Annotated in this window: 17 protein-coding genes; 8 read left to right on the top strand and 9 right to left on the bottom strand. The window is 60.0% G+C overall.

Going from position 1 to position 21,546, the window contains the following annotated elements; all coding sequences use genetic code 11:
* Positions 1-8: 8 nt before the first annotated feature.
* Genes C4S59_RS02750 through C4S59_RS02735 form a run of 4 tightly spaced genes read right to left on the bottom strand, consistent with a single transcriptional unit; the run spans position 9 to position 6,062 of the window.
* Positions 9-1,526, bottom strand: coding sequence for an ABC transporter ATP-binding protein (locus tag C4S59_RS02750; protein ID WP_103908934.1), 1,518 nt, complete (start codon positions 1,524-1,526; stop codon positions 9-11).
* Positions 1,502-2,431, bottom strand: coding sequence for a xanthine dehydrogenase accessory protein XdhC (xdhC, locus tag C4S59_RS02745; protein ID WP_103908933.1), 930 nt, complete (start codon positions 2,429-2,431; stop codon positions 1,502-1,504). Before xdhC ends, C4S59_RS02750 begins: the two co-directional genes overlap by 25 nt.
* Positions 2,428-4,713 (bottom strand): xanthine dehydrogenase molybdopterin binding subunit, encoded by a 2,286-nt coding sequence (gene xdhB / locus C4S59_RS02740; protein ID WP_103908932.1) that lies wholly within the window; start codon positions 4,711-4,713, stop codon positions 2,428-2,430. The genes xdhC and xdhB overlap by 4 nt, the downstream gene beginning before the upstream one ends.
* On the bottom strand, positions 4,710-6,062 hold the full coding sequence (locus C4S59_RS02735) for a xanthine dehydrogenase small subunit (RefSeq protein ID WP_103908931.1): 1,353 nt from the start codon (positions 6,060-6,062) through the stop codon (positions 4,710-4,712). Before C4S59_RS02735 ends, xdhB begins: the two co-directional genes overlap by 4 nt.
* 241 nt (positions 6,063-6,303) lie before the next feature.
* On the opposite strand from C4S59_RS02735, the gene dnaE reads away from it, so the two are divergent.
* Together dnaE and C4S59_RS02725 are read left to right on the top strand one after the other, a co-directional pair.
* Positions 6,304-9,801 carry a DNA polymerase III subunit alpha gene (gene dnaE / locus C4S59_RS02730; RefSeq protein ID WP_103908930.1) on the top strand — a complete coding sequence of 1,166 codons (3,498 nt, stop codon included), beginning with the start codon at positions 6,304-6,306 and terminating at the stop codon, positions 9,799-9,801.
* 99 nt (positions 9,802-9,900) lie between these two features.
* Positions 9,901-11,079 carry a hypothetical protein gene (locus C4S59_RS02725; protein WP_146064502.1) on the top strand — a complete coding sequence of 393 codons (1,179 nt, stop codon included), beginning with the start codon at positions 9,901-9,903 and terminating at the stop codon, positions 11,077-11,079.
* A gap of 13 nt (positions 11,080-11,092) precedes the next feature.
* Here C4S59_RS02725 and C4S59_RS02720 read toward each other — a convergent pair whose 3' ends face one another.
* Positions 11,093-11,299, bottom strand: coding sequence for a SlyX family protein (locus C4S59_RS02720; RefSeq protein ID WP_103908928.1), 207 nt, complete (start codon positions 11,297-11,299; stop codon positions 11,093-11,095).
* 124 nt (positions 11,300-11,423) lie between these two features.
* Here C4S59_RS02720 and hisS point away from each other — a divergent pair, with 124 nt between their 5' ends.
* The 4 genes from hisS to choX all read left to right on the top strand — a co-directional run bounded on the left by hisS (position 11,424) and on the right by choX (position 15,763).
* Positions 11,424-12,908, top strand: a complete 1,485-nt coding sequence (gene hisS, locus C4S59_RS02715) for a histidine--tRNA ligase (RefSeq protein ID WP_103908927.1) — start codon at positions 11,424-11,426, stop codon at positions 12,906-12,908.
* The gene (locus C4S59_RS02710) at positions 12,905-13,990 is read left to right on the top strand and encodes an ATP phosphoribosyltransferase regulatory subunit (protein ID WP_103908926.1); all 1,086 of its coding nucleotides are present in this window, start codon (positions 12,905-12,907) and stop codon (positions 13,988-13,990) included. The genes hisS and C4S59_RS02710 overlap by 4 nt, the downstream gene beginning before the upstream one ends.
* Positions 13,987-14,679, top strand: coding sequence for an ATP phosphoribosyltransferase (gene hisG, locus C4S59_RS02705; protein ID WP_103908925.1), 693 nt, complete (start codon positions 13,987-13,989; stop codon positions 14,677-14,679). Before C4S59_RS02710 ends, hisG begins: the two co-directional genes overlap by 4 nt.
* Positions 14,680-14,842: 163 nt before the next feature.
* A complete protein-coding gene (choX, locus tag C4S59_RS02700) occupies positions 14,843-15,763 on the top strand; it encodes a choline ABC transporter substrate-binding protein (protein WP_103908924.1) in 921 nt (306 codons plus the stop codon).
* A gap of 74 nt (positions 15,764-15,837) precedes the next feature.
* Here the strand turns inward: choX and yghU are convergent, their stop codons facing one another.
* The gene (gene yghU / locus C4S59_RS02695; protein ID WP_103908923.1) at positions 15,838-16,689 is read right to left on the bottom strand and encodes a glutathione-dependent disulfide-bond oxidoreductase; all 852 of its coding nucleotides are present in this window, start codon (positions 16,687-16,689) and stop codon (positions 15,838-15,840) included.
* Between the two features lie 103 nt (positions 16,690-16,792).
* Positions 16,793-17,230 (bottom strand): DUF1489 family protein, encoded by a 438-nt coding sequence (locus tag C4S59_RS02690; RefSeq protein WP_103908922.1) that lies wholly within the window; start codon positions 17,228-17,230, stop codon positions 16,793-16,795.
* A gap of 141 nt (positions 17,231-17,371) precedes the next feature.
* Here C4S59_RS02690 and C4S59_RS02685 point away from each other — a divergent pair, with 141 nt between their 5' ends.
* Complete coding sequence (locus C4S59_RS02685) at positions 17,372-19,654, top strand: adenosylcobalamin-dependent ribonucleoside-diphosphate reductase (RefSeq protein WP_103908921.1); 2,283 nt, start codon at positions 17,372-17,374, stop codon at positions 19,652-19,654.
* Here C4S59_RS02685 and C4S59_RS19475 read toward each other — a convergent pair.
* On the bottom strand, positions 19,636-19,833 hold the full coding sequence (locus tag C4S59_RS19475; RefSeq protein WP_146064501.1) for a hypothetical protein: 198 nt from the start codon (positions 19,831-19,833) through the stop codon (positions 19,636-19,638). The genes C4S59_RS02685 and C4S59_RS19475 overlap by 19 nt on opposite strands.
* Positions 19,834-20,148: 315 nt before the next feature.
* Between C4S59_RS19475 and C4S59_RS02680 the strand changes: the two genes are divergently transcribed.
* On the top strand, positions 20,149-21,006 hold the full coding sequence (locus C4S59_RS02680; protein WP_103908920.1) for an aldo/keto reductase: 858 nt from the start codon (positions 20,149-20,151) through the stop codon (positions 21,004-21,006).
* 87 nt (positions 21,007-21,093) lie between these two features.
* On the opposite strand, the gene C4S59_RS02675 is transcribed toward C4S59_RS02680, so the two are convergent.
* Positions 21,094-21,516 (bottom strand): cyclophilin-like fold protein, encoded by a 423-nt coding sequence (locus tag C4S59_RS02675; protein WP_234994657.1) that lies wholly within the window; start codon positions 21,514-21,516, stop codon positions 21,094-21,096.
* Positions 21,517-21,546 lie beyond the last annotated feature (30 nt).

Genomic DNA, 21,546 nt, shown 5'->3' with positions numbered 1-21,546 from the left:
ACATGGCGTTACGCATGGGCCACCTCCATATCTTGGGCACCGCCCATCATCAGGCCGATGGTGTCGATGGTCAGGCCAGCAACCGGCACGGCATCGGTCAGACGCCCTTCGTTCAGCGCAGCAAAGCGGTCCGAGATTTCCATCAACTCGTCCAGGTCCTGCGATATGACGACAATCGCGGCACCGTTCGCAGCCAGATCAAGAATCGCCTGACGGATCGCGGCGGCAGCGGCGGCATCCACACCCCACGTGGGCTGGTTCACAACCAGAACCTCGGGGCGCTGCATGATCTCGCGGCCGATCACGTATTTCTGTAGGTTGCCGCCGGACAGTGCCCGTGCGGCGGTGTTGGCGCTGGGCGTGCGGACGTCGAAAGTGCTGATGACCTTTTCGGTAAAGTCCTTGGCGGCGGCCCAGTCGATAAAGCCGTTCTTCAACAGCCCTTCGCGACGTGCGGCGGTCAGGACACCGTTTTCCGTCAGGCTCATATTCGGGGCGGCGGCGTGGCCAAGGCGTTCTTCGGGGCCGGACAGCAGGCCAGCATCGCGGCGGGCCATGGGGCCTTGGCGGCTGACGTCTGTGCCCAGCAGTTCAATACTGCCCGCAGGCGACAGGCGTTCGCCCGATAGCGCGGCCAGAAGTTCATCCTGCCCGTTGCCTGCAACGCCGCCGATGCCCAACACTTCGCCCCGTTGCACGGACAGCGACACGTCCCGCAGCGGGGTGCCGAACGCACCGGGAGCGGGCAGGGACAGGTTTGCGACCTTCAGTGCGACCTCGCCCAGTGTGGTTTGGCGTGCCTCTGGCGTAGCAAAACTTGCGCCTACCATCATTTCGGCCAGTTCGCGGGCAGATGTGTCTTTGGGCGTGCAGGTCGCAACCTTTTTGCCCAAACGCAAGATCGTTGCGGTGTCACAAAGCGTGCGGATTTCTTCCAACTTGTGCGAAATATACAGGATCGACGTGCCCTCGGCCCGCAGCTTGTTCAGCGTCTGGAACAGGATATCCACCTCTTGCGGGGTCAGAACGCTGGTGGGTTCGTCCATGATCAACAGCTTGGGGTCTTGCAAAAGACAGCGGATGATCTCGACCCGCTGGCGTTCACCGGCGGACAGGGTGCCCACGATGCGCGATGGGTCCAGCGGCAGGCCGTATTCTTCGGACACGGTGCGGATACGTTCGGCCAGTTCGCGGGTCTTGGGCGGGTTTTCCATGCCAAGGGCGACGTTTTCGGCCACGTTCAACGCGTCAAACAGGGAAAAATGCTGAAAAACCATGCCCACGCCACGCTGGCGGGCCTCGGACGGTTCAGAAGGCGTATAGTCCTGTCCTTGCAGGACCATCGAACCACGGTCGGGTTTGACCAGACCGTAGATCATTTTCACCAGCGTGGATTTCCCCGCCCCGTTTTCCCCAAGCAAGGCGTGAATCTCGTTTTCGCCGATGTCAAAGTTGACATCATCATTGGCGATCACGCCGGGGTAGGCCTTGGTCAGGCCAGTCAACCTAAGGAGCGGGTCTGCCACGTTTCACCATCTCTTTTCTTCAGCGTCTCAACTAGCTGCGCGGCCACACCGATCGCAATGGCTTGGGGATGTTTCCCAAGCAATTTTTGACCAATTGGGCAGCAAATGCGCGCTATTTGTGCATCCGTATGTCCCAAGCCTGCAAGCCTCTTGCGAAAGCGGGCCCATTTTGTGTCAGAACCGATCAATCCGGCAAAGGCAAACTCGTGCGCCAAAAGCGCGTGACACAGCTGTAAATCAATCTCGTGGCTGTAGGTCACGATGATATGGCGGGCCTCCTCGGGTGCGTGGGCGGCAAGGCGGGGCAGGTCGGCGGCAGGCAGTTTGGTGACCTGATCCGCCAACGGGAAAGAGAATCTGTCAGGCGCGGTATCGGCCACGGTCACGTCCATGTCGGGTAGCGGCGCGAGTGTGTTGGCAAGTGCGGCGCCCACGTGGCCCGCGCCCCATATCCAGATGGGTTTTCGGGGGGCGGTGATTGGTTCGACCATCCAGCCCTGGATCAGCTGAGGCTCCGGCGCGATCCCCTGTGCACGGGTGCGATCCAGCAGACGATGGACGGCCAGTGGCATAGCGCCATCGCCCCGCGCGATCACAGTGTCTGACAGCGGCGGCAGGCTGGCGGCATCAAAGTGTTCGGTCAGCAAGGTGACCCGTCCACCACAGCATTGGCCCATATCGGGGCCAAGGGCGTGGCGACTTAGGCCGGTATGGGTGAAGGCGGTCTTCGCAGCCTCGAATTCCAGCCGTCCGCCGCCAATGCTGCCCGATTGCCCGCCATCCCAGACCAGCATCGCGGCCCCAACCTCGCGCGGGACCGATCCGGCGACTTCGGCGACGACCACGCGGGCGACGCGGCCATGTTTGGCCACGGCATCGGAAAGGGCGGTCAGATCAAAGCTCATCCCCGCACCTTTTGAATGGATTTCAGTACGCGCTCTGGTGTGGCAGGGGCGTCAAGTGCCGGATATCCTTGGCCGAATTGGGCGATGGCATCGGAGAGTGCAAAGAAGACAGACATGCCGTGCATAAAGGGCGGCTCGCCTACGGCTTTGGATTTATAGATGGTGTCTTCGGCATTTTCGCCGTCCCACAGCGTGACATTGAAAATGTCGGGGCGGTCCGAACACGCAGGGATTTTGTAGGTCGAGGGCGCATGGGTGCGCAGGCGGCCAGAGTCGTCCCAAACCAGTTCTTCTGTGGTCAGCCAGCCTGTGCCTTGGACAAAACCGCCTTCGATCTGGCCGATGTCCAGCGCTGGGTTCAGGCTGTGGCCGCAGTCGTGCAGGATGTCGGTACGCAGGATGCGGTATTCGCCGGTCAGGCTGTCGACCACGACCTCGGACACCGCCGCGCCATGGGCGAAATAGAGGAACGGTCGTCCCTGACCTGCGATCCGGTCCCACGCCAGTTTCGGCGTTTTGTAGAAGCCCGTGGCGGAAAGGCTGACCCTGCCTTCGTAGCAGAGTTTAGCGGCTTCGGAGAACGACATTTCTGCTGACCCGACCGATACGCGGCCGCCCACAAAGCTGACCTCTGTTGCGTCAGTTTGGTGAAGGTCGGCCAGGTGCGCTGCCATACGGTCGCGAATGGTGTCGCAGGCGGCTTTGACGGCCATGCCGTTCAGGTCACTGCCCGACGAGGCCGCCGTGGCCGAGGTGTTGGGCACTTTGCCGGTGTCGGTCGCGGTGATCTTGACCATCTCGATGGGCACGCCAAAGCGGCTGGCGGCGACTTGGGCGACTTTCTGGAACAGGCCTTGGCCCATTTCCGTTCCGCCGTGGTTCATGCGGATCGACCCGTCTTGGTAGACATGCACCAGCGCGCCCGCCTGATTGAGGTGCGTCAGCGTGAACGAAATGCCGAATTTCACCGGCGTCAAGGCGATGCCCTTTTTCAGGTGCGGGTTCTGGGCGTTCCATTCGGCGATCTTGGCTTTGCGCGCCGTCAGATCGGCCGATTGCGCCAGTTGATCGGTCATCGCGTTCAGCAGGAAATGATCGACCTGCTGGCCATAGGGCGTGGTTTGCTTAGGTGGCGTGTCGCCATCGGTGTAGTAGTTGCGGCGGCGCAGCTCTGTCGGGTCCATGCCCAGCTGATGCGCGGCATGGTCCATCACCCGTTCGATCCCCAGCATGCCCTGAGGGCCGCCGAACCCCCGGAAGGCCGTGGCGCTTTGGGTGTTGGTGCGCAGGCGGTGGCTTTCGATCCGCGCGTTCGGCAGATCATAGGCGTTGTCGGCGTGCAGCATCGCGCGGTCCGCGACAGGCAGCGACAAATCCATCGCCCAGCCGCAGCGGGTGTAATGTTTGAAATCCACGCCAAGCAGACGCCCGGTTTCGTCAAAGCTTGCGCGGTAGGTGATGCGGAAATCGTGGCGTTTGCCGGTGATCACCATGTCGTCGTCACGATCATAGCGCATCTTGCAGGCGCGGCCTGTTTTCTGCGCGACCAAGGCGCAGGCGATGGCCAATGCGTTGCCCTGGCTTTCCTTGCCGCCGAACCCGCCGCCCATCCGGCGGATTTCAACGCGCACAGCATGCATCGGCAGGCCAATGGCATCGGCCACCTTGTGCTGGATTTCCGAAGGGTGCTGGGTCGATGAGTGGACGACCATGTCACCATCATCCTGAGGCAGGGCAAGGGCGGCCTGACCTTCCAAATAGAAATGCTCTTGCCCGCCCATCTCGATCTCGCCTTCGACGATATGAGGTGCGGTTTCAAGGGCTTGGGCCGTGTTGCCCTTTTCCCAAATGCGCGGGCCCTCTTCGAAGTGGCTATTGGCGGCGAGGGCGTCTTCGATGGTCAGGATCGGGGTTGTTTTGGTGTAGTCGATCTTGGCCAATCTAGCGGCGCGGCGGGCGGCATGATGGCTGTCAGCCACGACCAGAAATAACGGTTGGCCGAGGTAGTGGATTGTGCCATCGGACAACAGCGGTTCGTCGTGGTTGGAGGGCGAACAATCCGCAGGTCTGTCCAGATCGCTGGCGGTGATAACGTCTACGACGCCCTTGGCGCTGCGGACCTGTGATAGGTCCATGTTGCTGATCGTGCCGCTGGCGATGTCGGACAGACCAAAGGCCAGATGCAGGGTGCCGCGCGGGGTGGGTAGTTCATCGACGTAATGCGCCGAACCAGTGACGTGCAGTTTGGCCGCTTCGTGGGGAAGGGGTTTTGCAACGCTCATGGCTGCACCTCCAATACGCTGGAGGATTGGCCTGTATAGTCAAGATATACACGGTGTAGCAGGTTCTTTGCGGTGGTCAGACGGTAGTCCGAACTTGCGCGCATATCGGACATGGGGGTGAAGTCCGCTGACCATGCTGCGTCGGCCATCGCGATGCTGTCCAATGTCCACGGCTGGCCTGTCAAAGCGGCCTCGACGTGCGATGCGCGTTTCGGGGTGCCTGCCATGCCGCCGAACGCAATGCGGGCGTTGGTGACTGTTCCATCTTCGACCGTGATATTGAACGCGCCACAAAGGGCCGAGATATCCTGATCGAACCGTTTGGAGATTTTGTAGACCTTCAGTCGGTCTGGCTGATGGGGGATGGTGACGCCTGCGACCAACTCGCCCGCGCGGCGGTCCTGCTTGCCGTAGTCGAGGAAGAAATCCTCGATCGGCAGATCGCGCGCGCCAACGACGTGGTGCAGGTGCAGCGTTGCGCCCAAGGCGATCAGGGCTGGCGGGTTGTCCCCGATGGGCGATCCGTTTGCGATATTGCCGCCGATGGTGGCGGCGTTGCGGACCTGAGCGGAACCGTAGCGGCGGATCATTTCGGCGTAGGACGGGTAGAGCGGCTGAACCGCCTTCAGAACCCGATCCATCGTCACGCCCGCACCAATGCGCAGGCCATCGCCCGTGTCTTCGATCTGTTGCAGATCGCGGCAGCGGTTCAGGAAGATGGGCGCGGGCAGGTCGCGCATTTGCTTGGTCACCCAAAGCCCCACATCCGTCGCGCCAGCGATCAGCGTGGCATCGGGGTTGGCGGCGTAGGCGCGGGCCAGTTCGTCCAGCGTTTCGGGGCTGTTGGCGGCGGCCTTCGGCAGGTCGTCGTTCAGCCAGTCTGGAACGGGCGCATCTTTGGCGGCTTCGGCGGCGCGGATGATCGGGGCGTAGCCGGTGCAGCGGCACAGGTTGCCCGCAAGCGCGTCGTCAAAATCGGTGTCGCCATTCCTGTGCGCCGTTGCCATCGAAACGACGAAACCCGGCGTGCAGAAACCGCACTGGCTGCCGTGGTGGTCGACCATGGCCTGCTGCATCGGGTGCAGCGTGCCGTCGGGGGCGGCGATACCTTCGACCGTGCGCACCGCTTTGCCGTGAAGTTGCGGCAGGAACAGGATGCAAGCATTCAGCGCCTTCGATCCGCTTTGGTCAGTGACCATGACGGTACAGGCCCCGCAGTCGCCTTCGTTGCAGCCTTCTTTGGTGCCAGTCATGCCTTGGTCTTCGCGCAGCCAGTCCAACAGGGTGGTTGTCGGCGGCAAGTCCGAAAGCGAAACACTCTCTCCGTTCAGAAGAAAGTCGATTGTCATGTGAAAAGCCCGCCGCGTTACCCAGAGCCCAAATCAGCACAACTTCGATGCGGCGTAGAAGATGCGCAGGCAATTAGATCGACACCTACGCTAGAAGCGCCAGTTCCTGTTTGGCAAGGAAAATCTTGGCGCATTTCCGTGCAGTCAGGAATTTCTGCCTGTTTTTCGGGCATTCGGTTTGACGCGCTGCGGGGTCGATAAGGGACTTCCCCCCACCTTCACCACAACATAGTGTGGCGTCATGGCTGATCCCCGATTCATTCATCTGCGCGTGCACACGGAATACTCTCTGCTTGAGGGGGCCGTGCGGCTTAAGAAATTGCCCGGTCTCTGCGAGGCGATGGAGATGCCCGCCGTTGCGGTGACGGACACGAATAACCTGTTCTCGGCGCTGGAGTTTTCCGTCTCGGCTGCGGGCGCGGGCATTCAGCCGATCATCGGCTGTCAGGTCGATCTGCGCTTTGCCGCGCCGAAACAGGGCGAACGCCCGCGTGATCCCGCTGGCGTCGTTTTGCTGGCCCAGAACGAGGCCGGTTATGAAAACCTGATGAAGCTGAATTCGTGCCTGTATCTGCGCACGGATGGGGAACTTCCACACGTCACGGTGGACGAGCTTGAACAACACAGCGCGGGCCTGATCTGTCTGACGGGTGGTCCGGAAGGTCCGGTTGGCCAGTTGCTGATGCAAGGCGGGCGTCCGGCAGCAGAAGAGTTGATGACGCGCTTCAAGGCGATCTTCGGTGATCGTCTGTATGTGGAATTGCAGCGCCATCCCGGTGAAGACGGGCTGCCCGAGACGGAAAAGCAGACCGAACGCGGTTTGATCGAAATGGCCTATGCCATGGATATTCCGCTGGTCGCGACCAACGATGTCTACTTCCCTAAGGCGGATATGTACGAGGCGCACGATGCGCTGATCTGTATTGCCGAAGGCACCTATGTCGACCAGTCCGAACCGCGCCGCCGTCTGACGGCACAGCATTACATGAAAACGCCGCAGGAAATGGCGACGCTGTTTGCCGATCTGCCGGAAGCGATTGAAAACACCGTCGAGATCGCCAAGCGCTGTGCCTTTATGGCCTATCGCCGCGATCCGATCCTGCCCAAGTTCGCTGATGACGAGGTCGAAGAACTGCGTCGTCAGGCGAATGAAGGTCTGCAGGCGCGTCTGGCCGTGATCCCCCATGCTGTGACGCCCGAGGAATATCAGGAACGTCTGGATTTCGAGCTTGGCATCATCGAAGGCATGGGCTTCCCCGGCTACTTCCTGATCGTTGCGGACTTTATCAAATGGGGCAAAGACCACGATATTCCGGTAGGTCCGGGGCGTGGTTCTGGCGCGGGTTCGCTGGTGGCGTATGCGCTGACCATCACCGACCTTGATCCCCTGCGCTACAGCCTGCTGTTCGAACGCTTTCTAAACCCTGAACGTGTTTCGATGCCTGACTTTGACATCGACTTCTGCATGGATCGTCGGGAAGAGGTGATCCGCTACGTTCAGGAAAAATACGGCCGCGACAAGGTCGGGCAGATCATCACCTTTGGTGCGCTTCTGTCCAAGGCGGCGGTGCGCGACATTGGTCGTGTTTTGCAGATGCCTTACGGGCAGGTGGACCGTCTGTCCAAGATGATCCCGGTCGAGGGCGTTAAGCCTGTTTCGATTGAGAAGGCCTTGCAGGACGAACCGCGTCTGCGGGAAGAGGCCAGAAACGAAGAGGTCGTGGACCGTCTGTTGACCTATGGCCAGCAGGTCGAGGGGCTGTTGCGGAACGCATCGACCCACGCGGCGGGTGTTGTGATCGGGGATCGTCCTCTGGATGAACTTGTGCCGCTTTATCGCGATCCGCGGTCCGATATGCCCGCGACGCAGTTCAACATGAAGTGGGTCGAACAGGCGGGTCTGGTCAAGTTCGACTTCTTGGGTCTGAAAACCCTGACGGTCATTCAGAATGCCGTTGATCTGATCCTGAAATCGGGGCGTCCGTTGCATGTGGCCGCTGACGGGACAGAGCTTTATGCGCCGCCCGAGGGCGGGGAAAACCAGATCAACCTGATCCCCTTGGACGACGAGCCGACCTATAAACTGTACGCCCGCGCCAAAACGGTCGCTGTGTTCCAAGTTGAAAGCTCGGGCATGATGGATGCGCTCAAGCGCATGAAGCCCACATGTATCGAAGATATCGTTGCCCTTGTGGCGCTGTATCGTCCGGGTCCGATGGAGAACATCCCGACCTATTGCGAGGTCAAGAACGGCCTTCGCGAAATCGAATCCGTGCATCCGCTGATCGACCATATCCTTGAAGAAACCCAAGGGATTATTGTTTATCAGGAACAGGTTATGCAGATCGCGCAGGTCATGGCGGGTTACAGCCTTGGCGGCGCCGACCTGCTGCGCCGTGCGATGGGTAAAAAGATCAAAGAGGCGATGGACGCCGAACGCCCCAAGTTCGAAAAGGGCGCGGGCGAAAACGGTGTTGATCCCAAGAAAGCCAGCGAGGTTTTCGACCTTCTCGAGAAGTTCGCGAACTACGGATTTAACAAATCCCACGCGGCGGCCTATGCGGTGGTGTCCTACCAGACCGCTTGGCTGAAGGCGAACCATCCGGTCGAGTTCATGGCCGGCGTGATGAACTGCGATATCCACCTGACGGACAAGCTTGCGATCTATTTCGAAGAGGTCCGCAAGGGGCTTGAACTGCCGTGGGTACCGCCGTGTGTGAACCGGTCTCAGGCGACGTTCGATGTTGTGAACGGCGAACTGGTTTATGCGCTGGGCGCGTTGAAGAACGTGGGTTCGGACGCGATGCGCATGGTGGTGGATGCACGCGGCGACAAGCCGTTCGTGAACCTGTTCGATTTGGCGCGGCGCGTTGATCTGAAACGTGTGGGCAAGCGCCCGCTGGAAATGATGGCGCGGGCAGGGGCATTTGACGTGCTTGATCCGAACCGCCGCCGCGTGTTCGAAAGCCTTGATGCGCTGGTCGCCTATTCGGCGGCGATCCACGAACAGAAAGCGTCCAATCAGGTGTCGCTGTTCGGCGAAGCGGGCGATGACCTGCCGGAACCGCGCCTTGCGCCCTGCAACGACTGGCTGCCTGCGGAACGCCTGTCAGAAGAATTCCGCGCTGTGGGCTTCTATCTGTCCGGCCATCCGCTGGACGACTACATGGCACCCTTGAAGCGCAAAGGTATCATGACGCTTGATGAGGTCACCAAAAAGGCCGAGGGCGGCCCGTTGGTGGCGAAGTTGGCAGGGACCGTTGCGGGCCGTCAGGAGCGGAAATCGGCGCGCGGCAACCGCTTTGCCTTTTGCCAGTTGTCCGACCCGACCGGCGCTTATGAGGTCACGCTGTTTTCCGAAGCCTTGGAAAAATCGCGCGAATTCCTTGAGACCGGTTCAAAGGTTGTCGTCACGGTCGAGGCGACGATGGAAAGCGATCAGTTGAAACTGCTGGGCCGGTCCGTTGGTCCTGTCGACGCTGTGGTTGCCGATGCGGGCAGTGCTGGGCTGAAGATTTTCATCGACAACCCGTCGGCTGTTGGCAACGTCGCCTCGGTTCTGTCGCAGGCGGCGGCCAATGCCACGCGGGGTGCGCGAGGCCCTGTGAAGTTCCTTCTAAGCGACGCAGGGCTGCCCGGCGAGGTCGAGATCGACCTGAACGAAGAGTTCCCCGTGTCGCCCGAAATCAAAGGCGCGATCAAGTCGCTGGACGGCATCCTTGAGGTGCAGGAGTTCTAGGCAAGCCTTGGCCTATGGTCGTATTGGCTGTGGGAAACCACTGGCGTGATGGCGTGGATTTGCGTTAGACCACTGCAAAGCGCACTCGGGAGATCACCTTTGAAACCATCCGTTTTGGTCGTCGCAGCAGTTGTCGCCGTGGCCGGTTGCAGTCAGGATCCATTGCAACAGGTTAGCCGCCTAAGCGATGTGGAACTGGCCGAGGATGCGCAGACAGCGGGCGCTTTGCCAGATGACGCGGCGGTGGACGGCGAAAACGCGCTGGGCAATTCCGTTGTCGCAACCTCTGACGAAACGCCGAACGCTGGCCTTTTGGGGTTCTTCCGCCGCAAGGCTGATGATGCCAAGGTTGATGTCGCTGCCGATGACGTAACCGCCGCGCTGCGCGAGGCCCAAGGCCTGCCCCCGATTGAAGAAACCGAAGCGCCGGAGGCAACCGAGGTTGCTGAAAACACGGATGAGCCGCTGGAAGGTGTGGAGCCTGTTGAAGTGGCCGCATTGGGCGTTGAGGCTGATGTCGCCGAACCCGAAGCCGCACCCGCGCAGAAACGCACATTGTTCGGCGCGATCTTTGGCGGGAATTCCAATGGCTCTGGCCTGCAAGAAGACCCTGTCGCGGCACCCGAAGCCGAGGTTGCCAAAGTCGTTGAAGACACAGCACCGGTCGCCGAACCTGTCGAAGAGGTTGAAACAGCCGCGCTTGAGGTTGAAGAGCCGCGTCGTGCTGGGTTGTTCGGTGGGTTCCTTGGCGGTGGGGGCAGTTCGAAATCCAGCGCGTCTGCCGCCGTGTCCGAAGTGACCAAGGACGAAACCGTTCCGATGGGCAAAATGGCGCGTCTCTGCGGTGCGCCGATCAACAAATTCGCCAAAGAGGTCGCGCAGCATCCGGAAACGGGGCGTGCGAAGTACAAACTTTATGACAGCAAGCCTAGCAGCACAGGCCCGCGCAACTGGTATGTGACGGGCTTTGATGATGGCTGCGCGCGCCAGTTCACCGCATCACTTGCGGTGTTCGGGTCAGTCGAGATGCACGAACAGCTGCGCTATGGTTTGCCCAGCAAAATCCAGCCCTACACAGCAGCCGATGCTGAGTATGAAAAGGTCAAGCGCAAGGTCTGTGGTGTGGGCAAGGGCACGCCCTGTGGATCGTCGTTGGCCAAGCTGGACCGCATGGCCGTGTTCCTGACGATCTATCCCAACTACACTGGCAGTTCGTCATGGACGAACGCGTTGCTGTATGACGGTGACGTCGCCGCGATTGATATCGCGTCGCGCTGATCAGCCTTTCTGATCAGTAATGCGGGGGGCGTTCGTCGCCCATCACCACACCGCCGGCGCCCTCAGATTCGCGTTCGGCCTCGCGCATCATCAGCATAGCCACACGGCGGTTCAGGGTGTCGATTTCGCGCGACTGACGGGCGACCTCATCGGACAGTTCCTCGACCTGACGGATCAGGTGGGCAAGCCGTTCTTCCATGGCGTCGTTGGGCTGAGTCATTGCGTTTCTCCCGTCATATGTTTGCGACATAGTTGTGTAACACGCCAGTTGCCAGCCCTCTTGCTTGCCCCGAGACACCGGAGCGGCTAAGGGAGGCCACGCATTTGACCGCTGGAAAGACACCATGGCCAAGCCTAAAAAAACACCTCGCCCCAAGGCGGAAACGCCCAAAGGGTTCCGCGATTACTTTGGTACTGAAGTCACCGAACGTGCTGACATGCTCGGCAAGATCGCGCAAGTGTACCATCGATACGGGTTCGAGGCGCTGGAAAGCTCGGCTGTCGAGACGGTCGAAGCGCTTGGTAAATTCCTGCCAGACGTGGACCGCCCGAACGAAGGTGTGTTCGCGTGGCAAGAGTCTGACGACGATGGCAACGGCGACTGGCTGGCGCTGCGCTATGACCTGACGGCGCCGTTGGCGCGGGTTTACGCCCAGCACCAGAACGATCTGCCGAAACCCTATCGCCGCTATGCGATGGGTCCTGTCTGGCGCAACGAAAAGCCGGGTCCGGGCCGTTTCCGCCAGTTCTATCAGTGTGACGCCGACACCGTTGGCGCGCCGTCGGTTGCGGCCGATGCCGAAATTTGCGCGATGCTGTCCGACACATTGGAAGTCGTGGGCATTCCGCGCGGCGACTATCTGGTGCGCGTCAATAACCGCAAGGTTCTGAACGGTGTTCTGGAAACCATGGGCCTGACCGATGACGCGCAGCGCGATGACGTGCTGCGGACCATCGACAAGTTCGACAAGGTCGGCGAATCCGGCGTGCGCGAACTGTTGGGCAAGGGCCGTCTGGACGCATCTGGTGCCTACATTGACGGCGTGGGCCTGTCCGATGATCAGGCGGCCCCTGTGCTGGCCTTCCTGACATCGGGTGGCAAGGATGCCGCTGAAACCCTGTCGAACCTGCGCGCCGCCATTGGCCGCAGCGCCGTGGGTGCCGAAGGTGTGGATGAGCTGGAAACCATCGCGACGCTGCTGGACGCGCAAGGCTATGCGGACGACCGTATCCTTATCGATCCGTCCGTTGTGCGTGGTCTGGGCTATTACACCGGTCCGGTGTTCGAGGCCGAGCTGACCTTTGAAATTTTCGACGAAAAAGGCCGCAAGCGCCAGTTCGGGTCGGTGTCCGGTGGCGGGCGCTATGACGATTTGGTCAAACGCTTTACCGGTCAGTCGGTGCCTGCAACGGGTGTGTCCATCGGTGTGGATCGCCTGCTGGCAGCTCTGCGTGAAAAAGGCCGTGTGGGTGGTCAGGTGACGGGGCCTGTTGTGGTCACCGTCATGGATCGCGACCGTATGGCGGATTACCAGACGATGGTGGCGGAACTACGCAATGCAGGCATCCGGTCCGAGGTTTATCTGGGTAACCCCAAGAACTTTGGCAACCAGCTGAAATACGCGGACAAGCGCAACTCGCCCGTCGCCATCATCGAAGGCGGCGAGGAGAAAGAGCGTGGCGTTATCCAGATCAAGGACCTGATCCTTGGTGCGAAGATCGCCGAGAACGCGACGCTTGAGGAATGGAAGGAACGTCCCTCCCAGTTTGAGGTGCCGCGCAGCGAGTTGGTTGCGAAGGTGCGTGAAATTCTGGACAGCCAGTCATGAGTTCACTGAAAGCCAACAGCGAAGCGCTGCGCCTGCGCGCGGCGTTCGAGAAGGCAGGCGCGACGCCTGTTGATTGCGCGGTGTTGCAGCCGGCGGAAACCTTGCTGGATCTCTACGGCGAAGACATCCGCACCCGTGCCTATGTCACGCAAGACCCCGCACGCGGCGAACAGATGCTGCGCCCTGATTTCACCGTGCCTGTCGTGCAGATGCACATGGCCGACGGGGCCGAGCCTGCGCGCTACACCTATTCGGGCGTGGTTTTCCGTCGTCAGGAGGAAAACCCCGAGCGCGATTCCGAGTATCTGCAAACCGGATACGAGGTGTTTGACCGCACCGACCCCGAAGCCGCCGATGCCGAGGTTTTTGCTATATTTGCTGAAACGCTGGGCGGGGAAGGCCTGCGTGCGGCAACCGGCGATATGGGCATTCTGACCGCCGCTGTGTCCAGCCTGAAAACATCGCCCCAGCGCCGTGCGGCTTTGCTGCGCCACATCTGGCGCCCGCGCCGGTTCCGCGCGCTGATGGATCGTTATTCGGGCCGCAGTGCCGTACCGCAGACGCGCAAGGCGCTGCTTGAGTCGTCTGATCCGTTGGACATTGGCGTGCCGGTGATCGGACTTCGTTCCGAGGTCGAGATTGCTGACCGGATTGAGGCGCTGCGCGCTGATGCTGCCGAGCCGCCGATTTCGCAGGATCAGGTCGATATGATCGACGAGGTCCTGAAGGTGTCCGAGACATGCCCCTACGCCTTGGCTAATCTGCGCGATATCGCCGTGGATATGCCCGAGATGGAGCAAGCGGTGGATCGTTTTGCCCGCCGCTGCGATGCGCTGGCGGCCCGTGGGGTTAACGTGGATACGCTGGACTTTGAAGCCAGCTATGGCCGCACCTCGATGGAATATTACGACGGTTTTGTCTTTGGCTTCTATTCCGAGGCGCGTCCCGATCTGCCGCCCGTGGCCTCCGGTGGTCGCTATGACGCGTTGACCCAGCGTTTGGGGCAGGGCAAAAGCATTCCCGCCGTGGGGGGCGTCATTCGCCCAGATATCCTGTTGCAGGTCCGCGAGGCACAGTCATGACGATCAAGCTTGGTGTGCCCTCGAAGGGGCGGTTGATGGAAAAGACGTTCGACTGGTTCGGCGAACGGGGCGTGACCCTGTCGCGGACCGGATCGGAACGTGAATATTCCGGCGCGGTTGACGGTGTTGATGGCGTCGAACTGGTCTTGCTGTCTGCGGGCGAAATTCCGCGCGAACTGGCAGCAGGGCGGATCGATCTGGGTGTTACGGGTACCGATCTGGTGCGCGAAAAGCTGGTGCAGTGGGACCAAAAGGTCGAACCGCTGGCCGAGCTGGGCTTTGGTTTCGCCGATCTGATCATCGCGGTTCCCGCCTGCTGGGTCGATGTGGACACGCTGGACGATCTGGACGCGGCAGCAGCCGCCTTCCGCGCCAAACACGGCTTCCGCATGCGGATTGCCACGAAATACCACCGTCTTGTGCGGGATTACCTGCGTATGGGCGGTGTGGCGGATTACCAGTTGGTCGACAGCCAGGGCGCGACCGAAGGCACAATTCGGAACCTGACGGCAGAAGCGGTTGCCGACATCACCAGCACGGGCGAAACGCTGCGGGCGAACCATCTGAAAATTCTGGATGAGCCGCCGGTTCTGAAATCACAGGCCACGCTGTTCCGCAGTCGTCTGTCGGACAAAAGCGACGAAAACCGCGAGATCATGCAAACGCTCTGCAACACTCTGGGTGTCTGACAAGGAATCGCTGCTGCGATTGTGTCACGATGCTATAATCATCGCTGGACATGGTAGCGGAAAGCCACCTGCAATTGACTCGTCAGTCAATCTTGGTTGACTCGCGAGTCAAAACCGCCACGATGGCGGCCATGATCAAAAGAATAAGCAACGGGAGACTAACATGAAACGTACCCTTACTGCCCTGATCGCGCTGAGCGCATCCGCTGGTATGGCAAGCGCGGCTTGCGACAGCGTGACTTTTTCCGATGTTGGTTGGACCGACATCACCGCGACCACGGCGGCGACCTCGGTTGTGCTGGACGCGTTGGGGTATGACACCGAAACCAAGGTTTTGTCCGTGCCCGTGACCTACACATCGCTGGCCAATGGCGACATCGATATCTTCCTTGGCAACTGGATGCCCACGATGGAGGCCGACATCCGCCCTTATCTGGACGCGGGCACTGTCGAGTCGATCAAAACCAACCTTGAAGGCGCGAAATACACGCTGGCGACGAACGCTTCTGGTGCTGCGCTTGGCATCAAGGATTTCGCTGACATCGCCGCGCAGAAAGATGCGCTGGATGGCTACATCTATGGCATCGAGCCGGGCAACGACGGCAACCGCCTGATCCTTGATATGATCGAAGCGAACGCCTTTGGTCTGGACGGCTTTGACGTGCGCGAAAGCTCGGAGCAGGGGATGCTGGCACAGGTTGGCCGCGCGGTCGATCGTGACGAGCCGATCGTGTTCCTTGCATGGGAACCGCACCCGATGAACGCAAACTATGACCTGACCTATCTGACAGGTGGCGACGATTACTTTGGTCCGAACCTTGGTGGTGCGACTGTGCACACCAACGTCCGCGCCGGTTATGCGGCTGAATGTCCGAACGTCGGCGCGCTGCTGGACAACCTCGTCTTCAGCCTCGAGATGGAGAACGAGATCATGGGCGCGATCCTGAATGACGGTGAAGATGCAGAAGACGCGGCCAAGACATGGCTGGCGGCGAACCCTGCGGTTGTTGAAGGCTGGCTGGACGGCGTGACAACCAAAGACGGCGGCGATGCAGTTGCAGCCGTGATGGGCGCGCTGAAGTAAGCAGTCCTACAGGTTCAAACAAAGAAAGGCGCTGGGGTTTCCAGCGCCTTTTTGTTTGTCAGCCGCCGGTGTGGTCAGCCGATTTTGTCTTGGGTCTTGGTATCGAAATCAGACGCGTCATGGCGGTTCAGCAGCTGTTCGTGCGGCTCGCCCGAGGTACGGTTGACCATACGGCCCCGTTTCACCGGTTCGCGTGCATCAAGCTCTTTCGCCCAACGCTGCACGTTCTTGTAGCTTTCTACGTCCAAGAACTTGCCCGCATCGTAGGCGCGGCCCAAGGCAAGGTTGCCGTACCATGCCCAGATCGCCATGTCCGCGATGGTGTAGTCGTCGCCAATCATAAACTGGCGGTCGGCAAGGTTCCGGTCCAACACGTCCAATTGGCGCTTTGCCTCCATCGAGAAGCGGTTGATCGGGTATTCGAATTTCTCGGGCGCGTAGGCGTAGAAGTGGCCAAAGCCGCCACCCAGATAGGGGGCCGAGCCCATTTGCCAGAACAGCCATGACAGCATTTCGGCACGCTGTTCTTTGGGGCCCAGGAAGGCGTCGAATTTTTCGGCCAGATGCAGAAGGATCGCACCGGATTCAAAGATGCGGATCGGTTCATCGCCCGAGCGGTCCATCAGTGCAGGAATTTTCGAGTTCGGGTTCACATCGACAAAGCCCGAACCGAACTGATCACCGTCCCCGATGCGGATCAGCCATGCGTCGTATTCGGCGTCTTTGTGGCCTGCTGCCAGAAGTTCTTCGAACAGAACGGTGACCTTGACGCCGTTCGGCGTGCCCATGGAGTACAACTGGAAGGGATGCTTGCCGATGGGCAGTTCCTTGTCGTGGGTGGCACCGGCGATGGGGCGGTTGATCGATGCGAAGGTGCCGCCGCTTTCGGCGTCCCACGTCCAGACTTCGGGGGGAGTGTAGGTCATGGCAGTGTCCTTGGAATTGATGGTTTGGACAAAGACTATGCTTTTGGACAGGGATTACCAGACCACGGGCCCGTTCGAAAATGCAAAGCCACTGTGCAGGAATTCATAGAACGCCGATATCGGCCAAGGCACCTGCCAGTTCAGGGGGCAGGGTGTCTTCGTTCTGGCGTGTCTGGGTCATATCGGGCGGCGCATCTGCCGGTGCCAGATAGCGCCAGCCTTGAAACGGACGGCGCGGTGCGGGGTTCACGCGGATCAGGTCAGGGTCAAGCACAATGGCGCAGCGGCGGATGCCGTCCGAACCGGTGACCTCGTCCAGCCGCAGAACGCGCTGGCGGCACTGGATCAGCCCCTTGATCACCCAATAGATCGACCCGCCGTCGATGATCTCGGCCTCGCGCTTGGGCCACATGCGGGTGACGTGGCGCGGAAGGCCATCGGCGCCTTTTGCTGCGGACGATGCCTGCCATTCGGCCAGCGTATCCACGCTTTCGGAACCGGCGCTTAGTTTGATCAGATGGGTCAGGGCAGACTTGGGCATGCCCCAACAATAAGCCACCTGATGGCAGCGACAAGATGGGTCGCAAGAATTCATTAACATTTGGCCACCAGCATCATTGACCCACGCGGGCCAGTCGCCTAATTTGTGGGTCCTTCCAGCCGATGACACAGGATATATGCGATGACACGCTTTGCCGCCCCGATTGCCGAGCAGATTTGGGATATGAAATACCGCCTGAAAGATGGCGACGGCAAAGTGATTGACACCACCGTAGAAGACACATGGCGCCGCATCGCACGGTCGCTGGCCAGCGTCGAAAAAGACCCCAAGCATTGGGAAGGCAAGTTTTTCAACGCGTTGGAAGATTTCAAATACCTGCCCGCTGGCCGGATCACCGCAGGCGCGGGCACAGACCGTACCGTGACGCTGTTCAACTGCTTTGTTATGGGCACCGTTCCCGACAGCATGGGCGGCATCTTTGACATGCTGAAAGAAGCGGCGCTTACCATGCAGCAGGGCGGCGGAATCGGCTATGATTTCTCGACCATCCGGCCCAAGGGTGCGCCTGTTGCGGGCGTGGCGGCGGATGCGTCCGGCCCGCTGTCCTTCATGGACGTGTGGGATGCGATGTGCCGCACGATCATGTCGGCGGGGTCGCGTCGTGGCGCGATGATGGCGACGATGCGTTGCGACCATCCTGACATCGAAAACTTTATCACGGCCAAGTCTGACTCGGCCCGCCTGCGCATGTTCAACCTGTCGGTTCTGGTGACCGACGCGTTCATGGAAGCGGTCAAAGCAGACAAGTCCTGGGACCTGCAATTTGACGGTGTCGTCTACAAAACCGTCCAGGCGGTCGATCTGTGGAACCAGATCATGCAGTCGACTTATGACTTTGCCGAACCGGGCGTGATTTTCATCGACCGGATCAACAACGCGAACAACCTGAGCTATTGTGAAACCATCGCCGCGACCAACCCCTGTGGCGAACAGCCCCTGCCGCCCTATGGCGCTTGCCTGCTAGGTTCGATCAACCTTGCCCGTCTGGTATCGAACCCGTTCGAAGACGGCGCGCAAATGGATGAAGAGGCGCTGAACGAACTGGTCGCCACCGCCGTACGCATGATGGACAACGTGGTCGATGCGTCCCGCTTCCCGCTTGAGGCACAGGCAGAAGAGGCGCGCAACAAACGCCGTATCGGTCTGGGTGTCACGGGTCTTGCGGATGCGCTGCTGATGTTGGGTCTGCGCTATGGGTCCGAGACCGCAGCGGCACAGACCGAAGCGTGGCTGAAGCAGATCGCCCGCGCGTCCTATCTGGCGTCGGTCGAGTTGGCCAAGGAAAAGGGTGCCTTCCCGCTGTTTGACGCGGATAAGTATCTGGCGTCCGGCAACATGATGAACATGGATGACGACGTGCGTGACGCAATCCGCGAACACGGCATCCGCAACGCGCTGCTGACCTCGATCGCGCCGACGGGCACGATCTCGCTTTATGCTGGCAACGTGTCCTCGGGGATCGAACCGGTGTTCGCCTACGCCTACACTCGCAAGGTTCTGCAAAAAGACGGCTCGCGCACGGAAGAAGAAGTCGTGGATTACGCGGTCAGCTTGTGGCGCGAAAAATTCGGCGACCGTGATCTACCGGATTACTTTGTGAACGCCCAAACACTGGCCCCTCTGGATCACGTGCGCATGCAGGCCGCCGCGCAGAAGTGGGTCGACTCGTCGATTTCCAAAACCATCAACTGCCCCGAAGATATCTCGTTCGAGGCCTTCAAAGACGTCTACATGGAGGCGTTCGAGACAGGCTGTAAAGGCTGCACCACCTATCGTCCGAATGACGTCACAGGGTCGGTCCTGTCGGTCAGCGAAAGCGAACCCAAGTCCAGCGAAAAGCCGGTATTGGTCGAGGCCGAGGAAAATGGCGCCGAAGTCGTCTACATGTCCGAACCGCTGGACCGCCCGCAGAGCCTTGAGGGTGCGACCTACAAGCTGAAATGGCCCGATAGCGAACATGCGATCTACCTGACCATCAACGACGTCGTTGTCGGCGGTCGCCGCCGCCCGTTCGAAGTGTTCATCAACTCCAAGAACATGGAGCATTACGCATGGACGCTGGCCCTGACGCGCATGATTTCGGCCGTGTTCCGTCGCGGCGGTGATGTCAGCTTTGTGGTGGAAGAACTGAAGGCCGTCTTCGATCCGCGCGGTGGTGCATGGGTGAAGGGCAAATACATCCCCTCCATTCTGGCGGCGATCGGCGGCGTGATCGAACAGCACCTGATCGCCATAGGCTTCCTTGAAGGCGAAGGTATGGGCCTGAAATCAGACCCCAAAGCCGCCGTCGTGAACCTAGATGCGCCCCGCGGCAAGGCCTGCCCGTCCTGCGGCCAATTCGACATGCGCATGGTCGAGGGCTGCATGACCTGCGCAAGCTGCGGTCATTCCAAGTGCGGATAAATTTCTGAAGAAATGGTGTCAGCCACCGCAAGTTTTTCAGAAATCACACCATAGGTTTTCCGGTGGCTGATTTCCGGCAGCGGAGGGTCTAACGCAAACTGGCGCAGGGTTATTGCCCTGCGCCGGTTTGTTTGTCGTGATCTTAGTTGCTTAGGGTAAGGCTCGATCAGTGTCTGCATGCAAATAGACCTGTCCATGAGCGCCGCCTCTGCCGCCCAGTGGGTCAATCCCTGCATCGTGTAACCTGCGAACTAAGCCCTGCCATGTGCTCCATGGACCTGCGTCATCAGCATTCGGGTCACGAAGCGTGATCGAATATACCTCGTCATCCCGGGTGAAGTAGCGCTGATCCGCTTTGGTGACCGGGTTCTTCCGCATTGATGATTTCCGCTCATCAGTGGATTGCACAAGGTCGCGATTATCCTGCGTGGGTGAAGGAACTAGCTCTGTGTCAGACGACTGCTCCTGCAGTATTGGAAAGAAGGAAGAACAAAATGGTGTTGAACCAGACACAGACCCTGCCGAACGGCGTTGCCATCCCGAAACTTGCGCTCGGTACGTGGATGATCGAAGACGATGTTGCCGCTGACGCCGTCAGAAAGGCCATCGAAATCGGGTATCGCCATATCGACACGGCTCAGGCCTATGGCAACGAGCGAGGCGTGGGCGAAGGTGTGCGCACGTCGGGCGTCCCGCGCGATGAGATTTTCGTGCAGTCGAAGCTGGCTGCCGAAATCAAGGACTACGAGGGAGCCAAGGCTGCCATCGACGCTTCTCTGGAGGCCATGGGCCTCGACTACATCGACCTTTTCATTATCCACAGCCCCAAACCCTGGCAGGACTGGGAAGGCGAGGACCGCTTCTTCGAAGGCAACCTAGCGGCGTGGAAGGCGATGGAAGAGGCGCTGGAGGCAGGCAAGCTGCGCGCCATCGGGGTGTCGAATTTCCAAAAGCCCGACCTCGACAATCTTTTTGAGAACGCCGCCGTGAAGCCGATGATCTTGCAGCTTCTTGCGCATGTGGGCAACACGCCGTTTGATCTGATCGACTACGCAAAATCCAATGGGATGCTGGTCGAAGCCTATTCGCCCATTGGCCACGGCGCGATTCTGGATAACGCCGAGATCAAGGAAATCGCAGCGAAATACGACGCAAGCGTGCCGCAGCTTTGCATCCGCTATCTGCTACAGCAGGACATTCTCGCGCTGCCGAAAACTGGCAATCCCGCGCATATGTCATCCAATGCCGAAGTGGATTTTGAGATTTCGGCCGAAGACATGGAGACACTCAAGGGCATCACCGCGAAAGACTACGGCGAGGCTTCTATGTTCCCTGTGTTCTCGGGCAAATGATCCGGCTAAGATGACCAAGTCGGGCGCTCCGGTTGGGGCGCCCTTCGTCGTTCAGGGCTTTGAAAATCTGTGAAGACATCGCCACCGCTAGTCGCTAGCCGAGATCGTGACTTCGATTTCGCCCGGCTGGTGCAGCGCCGAGAAGTCTCCGTCGAACTGGCCGAGTCTCACCAATCCGTTGGAGTTCTGGAATGGCTTCAGGAACAGGGCAAGGTTCTTCCATGGCGCATATTGCGTGATGTCGCCCGCCTGCGGTGTGTAGCTTGAAGGCATGCCCGTGCTGTCGAGACGTTTGCCAAGATCAGCGACCTTTTCGATGCCGTGGTAGTCCGAGAGCGTGAGCGTAAGCGGAAGCATGGCGGCGAAGTCGCGAGCGGCGGGGGTGTCATCGAGGGTGGCAAACAGCGTTGTGTGGCCCAGATCGAAGGTGACGTGCATTTTGGTATCTTCTGCGAAGGCCGCCGCGGGAAGCAGGACAGAGAAGGCGGCTATAAGGAAATGTCGGATCATGATGGAAATGCGGGGGCCGTGACAGCCCCC

This window comes from Thalassococcus halodurans, assembly GCF_900108225.1.
In the GTDB taxonomy this organism is placed as follows: domain Bacteria; phylum Pseudomonadota; class Alphaproteobacteria; order Rhodobacterales; family Rhodobacteraceae; genus Thalassococcus; species Thalassococcus halodurans.
This window is presented reverse-complemented; position numbering and strand designations above follow the sequence as displayed.

Bases quoted from the DNA above. Each gene is read 5' to 3' on its own strand.
- xdhC (WP_103908933.1), bottom strand. From the start codon at position 2,431: ATGAGCTTTGATCTGACCGCCCTTTCCGATGCCGTGGCCAAACATGGC.
- xdhB (WP_103908932.1), bottom strand. From the start codon at position 4,713: ATGAGCGTTGCAAAACCCCTTCCCCACGAAGCGGCCAAACTGCACGTC.
- C4S59_RS02735 (WP_103908931.1), bottom strand. From the start codon at position 6,062: ATGACAATCGACTTTCTTCTGAACGGAGAGAGTGTTTCGCTTTCGGAC.
- dnaE (WP_103908930.1), top strand. From the start codon at position 6,304: ATGGCTGATCCCCGATTCATTCATCTGCGCGTGCACACGGAATACTCT.
- C4S59_RS02720 (WP_103908928.1), bottom strand. From the start codon at position 11,299: ATGACTCAGCCCAACGACGCCATGGAAGAACGGCTTGCCCACCTGATC.
- hisS (WP_103908927.1), top strand. From the start codon at position 11,424: ATGGCCAAGCCTAAAAAAACACCTCGCCCCAAGGCGGAAACGCCCAAA.
- C4S59_RS02710 (WP_103908926.1), top strand. From the start codon at position 12,905: ATGAGTTCACTGAAAGCCAACAGCGAAGCGCTGCGCCTGCGCGCGGCG.
- hisG (WP_103908925.1), top strand. From the start codon at position 13,987: ATGACGATCAAGCTTGGTGTGCCCTCGAAGGGGCGGTTGATGGAAAAG.
- choX (WP_103908924.1), top strand. From the start codon at position 14,843: ATGAAACGTACCCTTACTGCCCTGATCGCGCTGAGCGCATCCGCTGGT.
- yghU (WP_103908923.1), bottom strand. From the start codon at position 16,689: ATGACCTACACTCCCCCCGAAGTCTGGACGTGGGACGCCGAAAGCGGC.
- C4S59_RS02690 (WP_103908922.1), bottom strand. From the start codon at position 17,230: ATGCCCAAGTCTGCCCTGACCCATCTGATCAAACTAAGCGCCGGTTCC.
- C4S59_RS02685 (WP_103908921.1), top strand. From the start codon at position 17,372: ATGACACGCTTTGCCGCCCCGATTGCCGAGCAGATTTGGGATATGAAA.
- C4S59_RS19475 (WP_146064501.1), bottom strand. From the start codon at position 19,833: ATGCAGACACTGATCGAGCCTTACCCTAAGCAACTAAGATCACGACAA.
- C4S59_RS02680 (WP_103908920.1), top strand. From the start codon at position 20,149: ATGGTGTTGAACCAGACACAGACCCTGCCGAACGGCGTTGCCATCCCG.
- C4S59_RS02675 (WP_234994657.1), bottom strand. From the start codon at position 21,516: ATGATCCGACATTTCCTTATAGCCGCCTTCTCTGTCCTGCTTCCCGCG.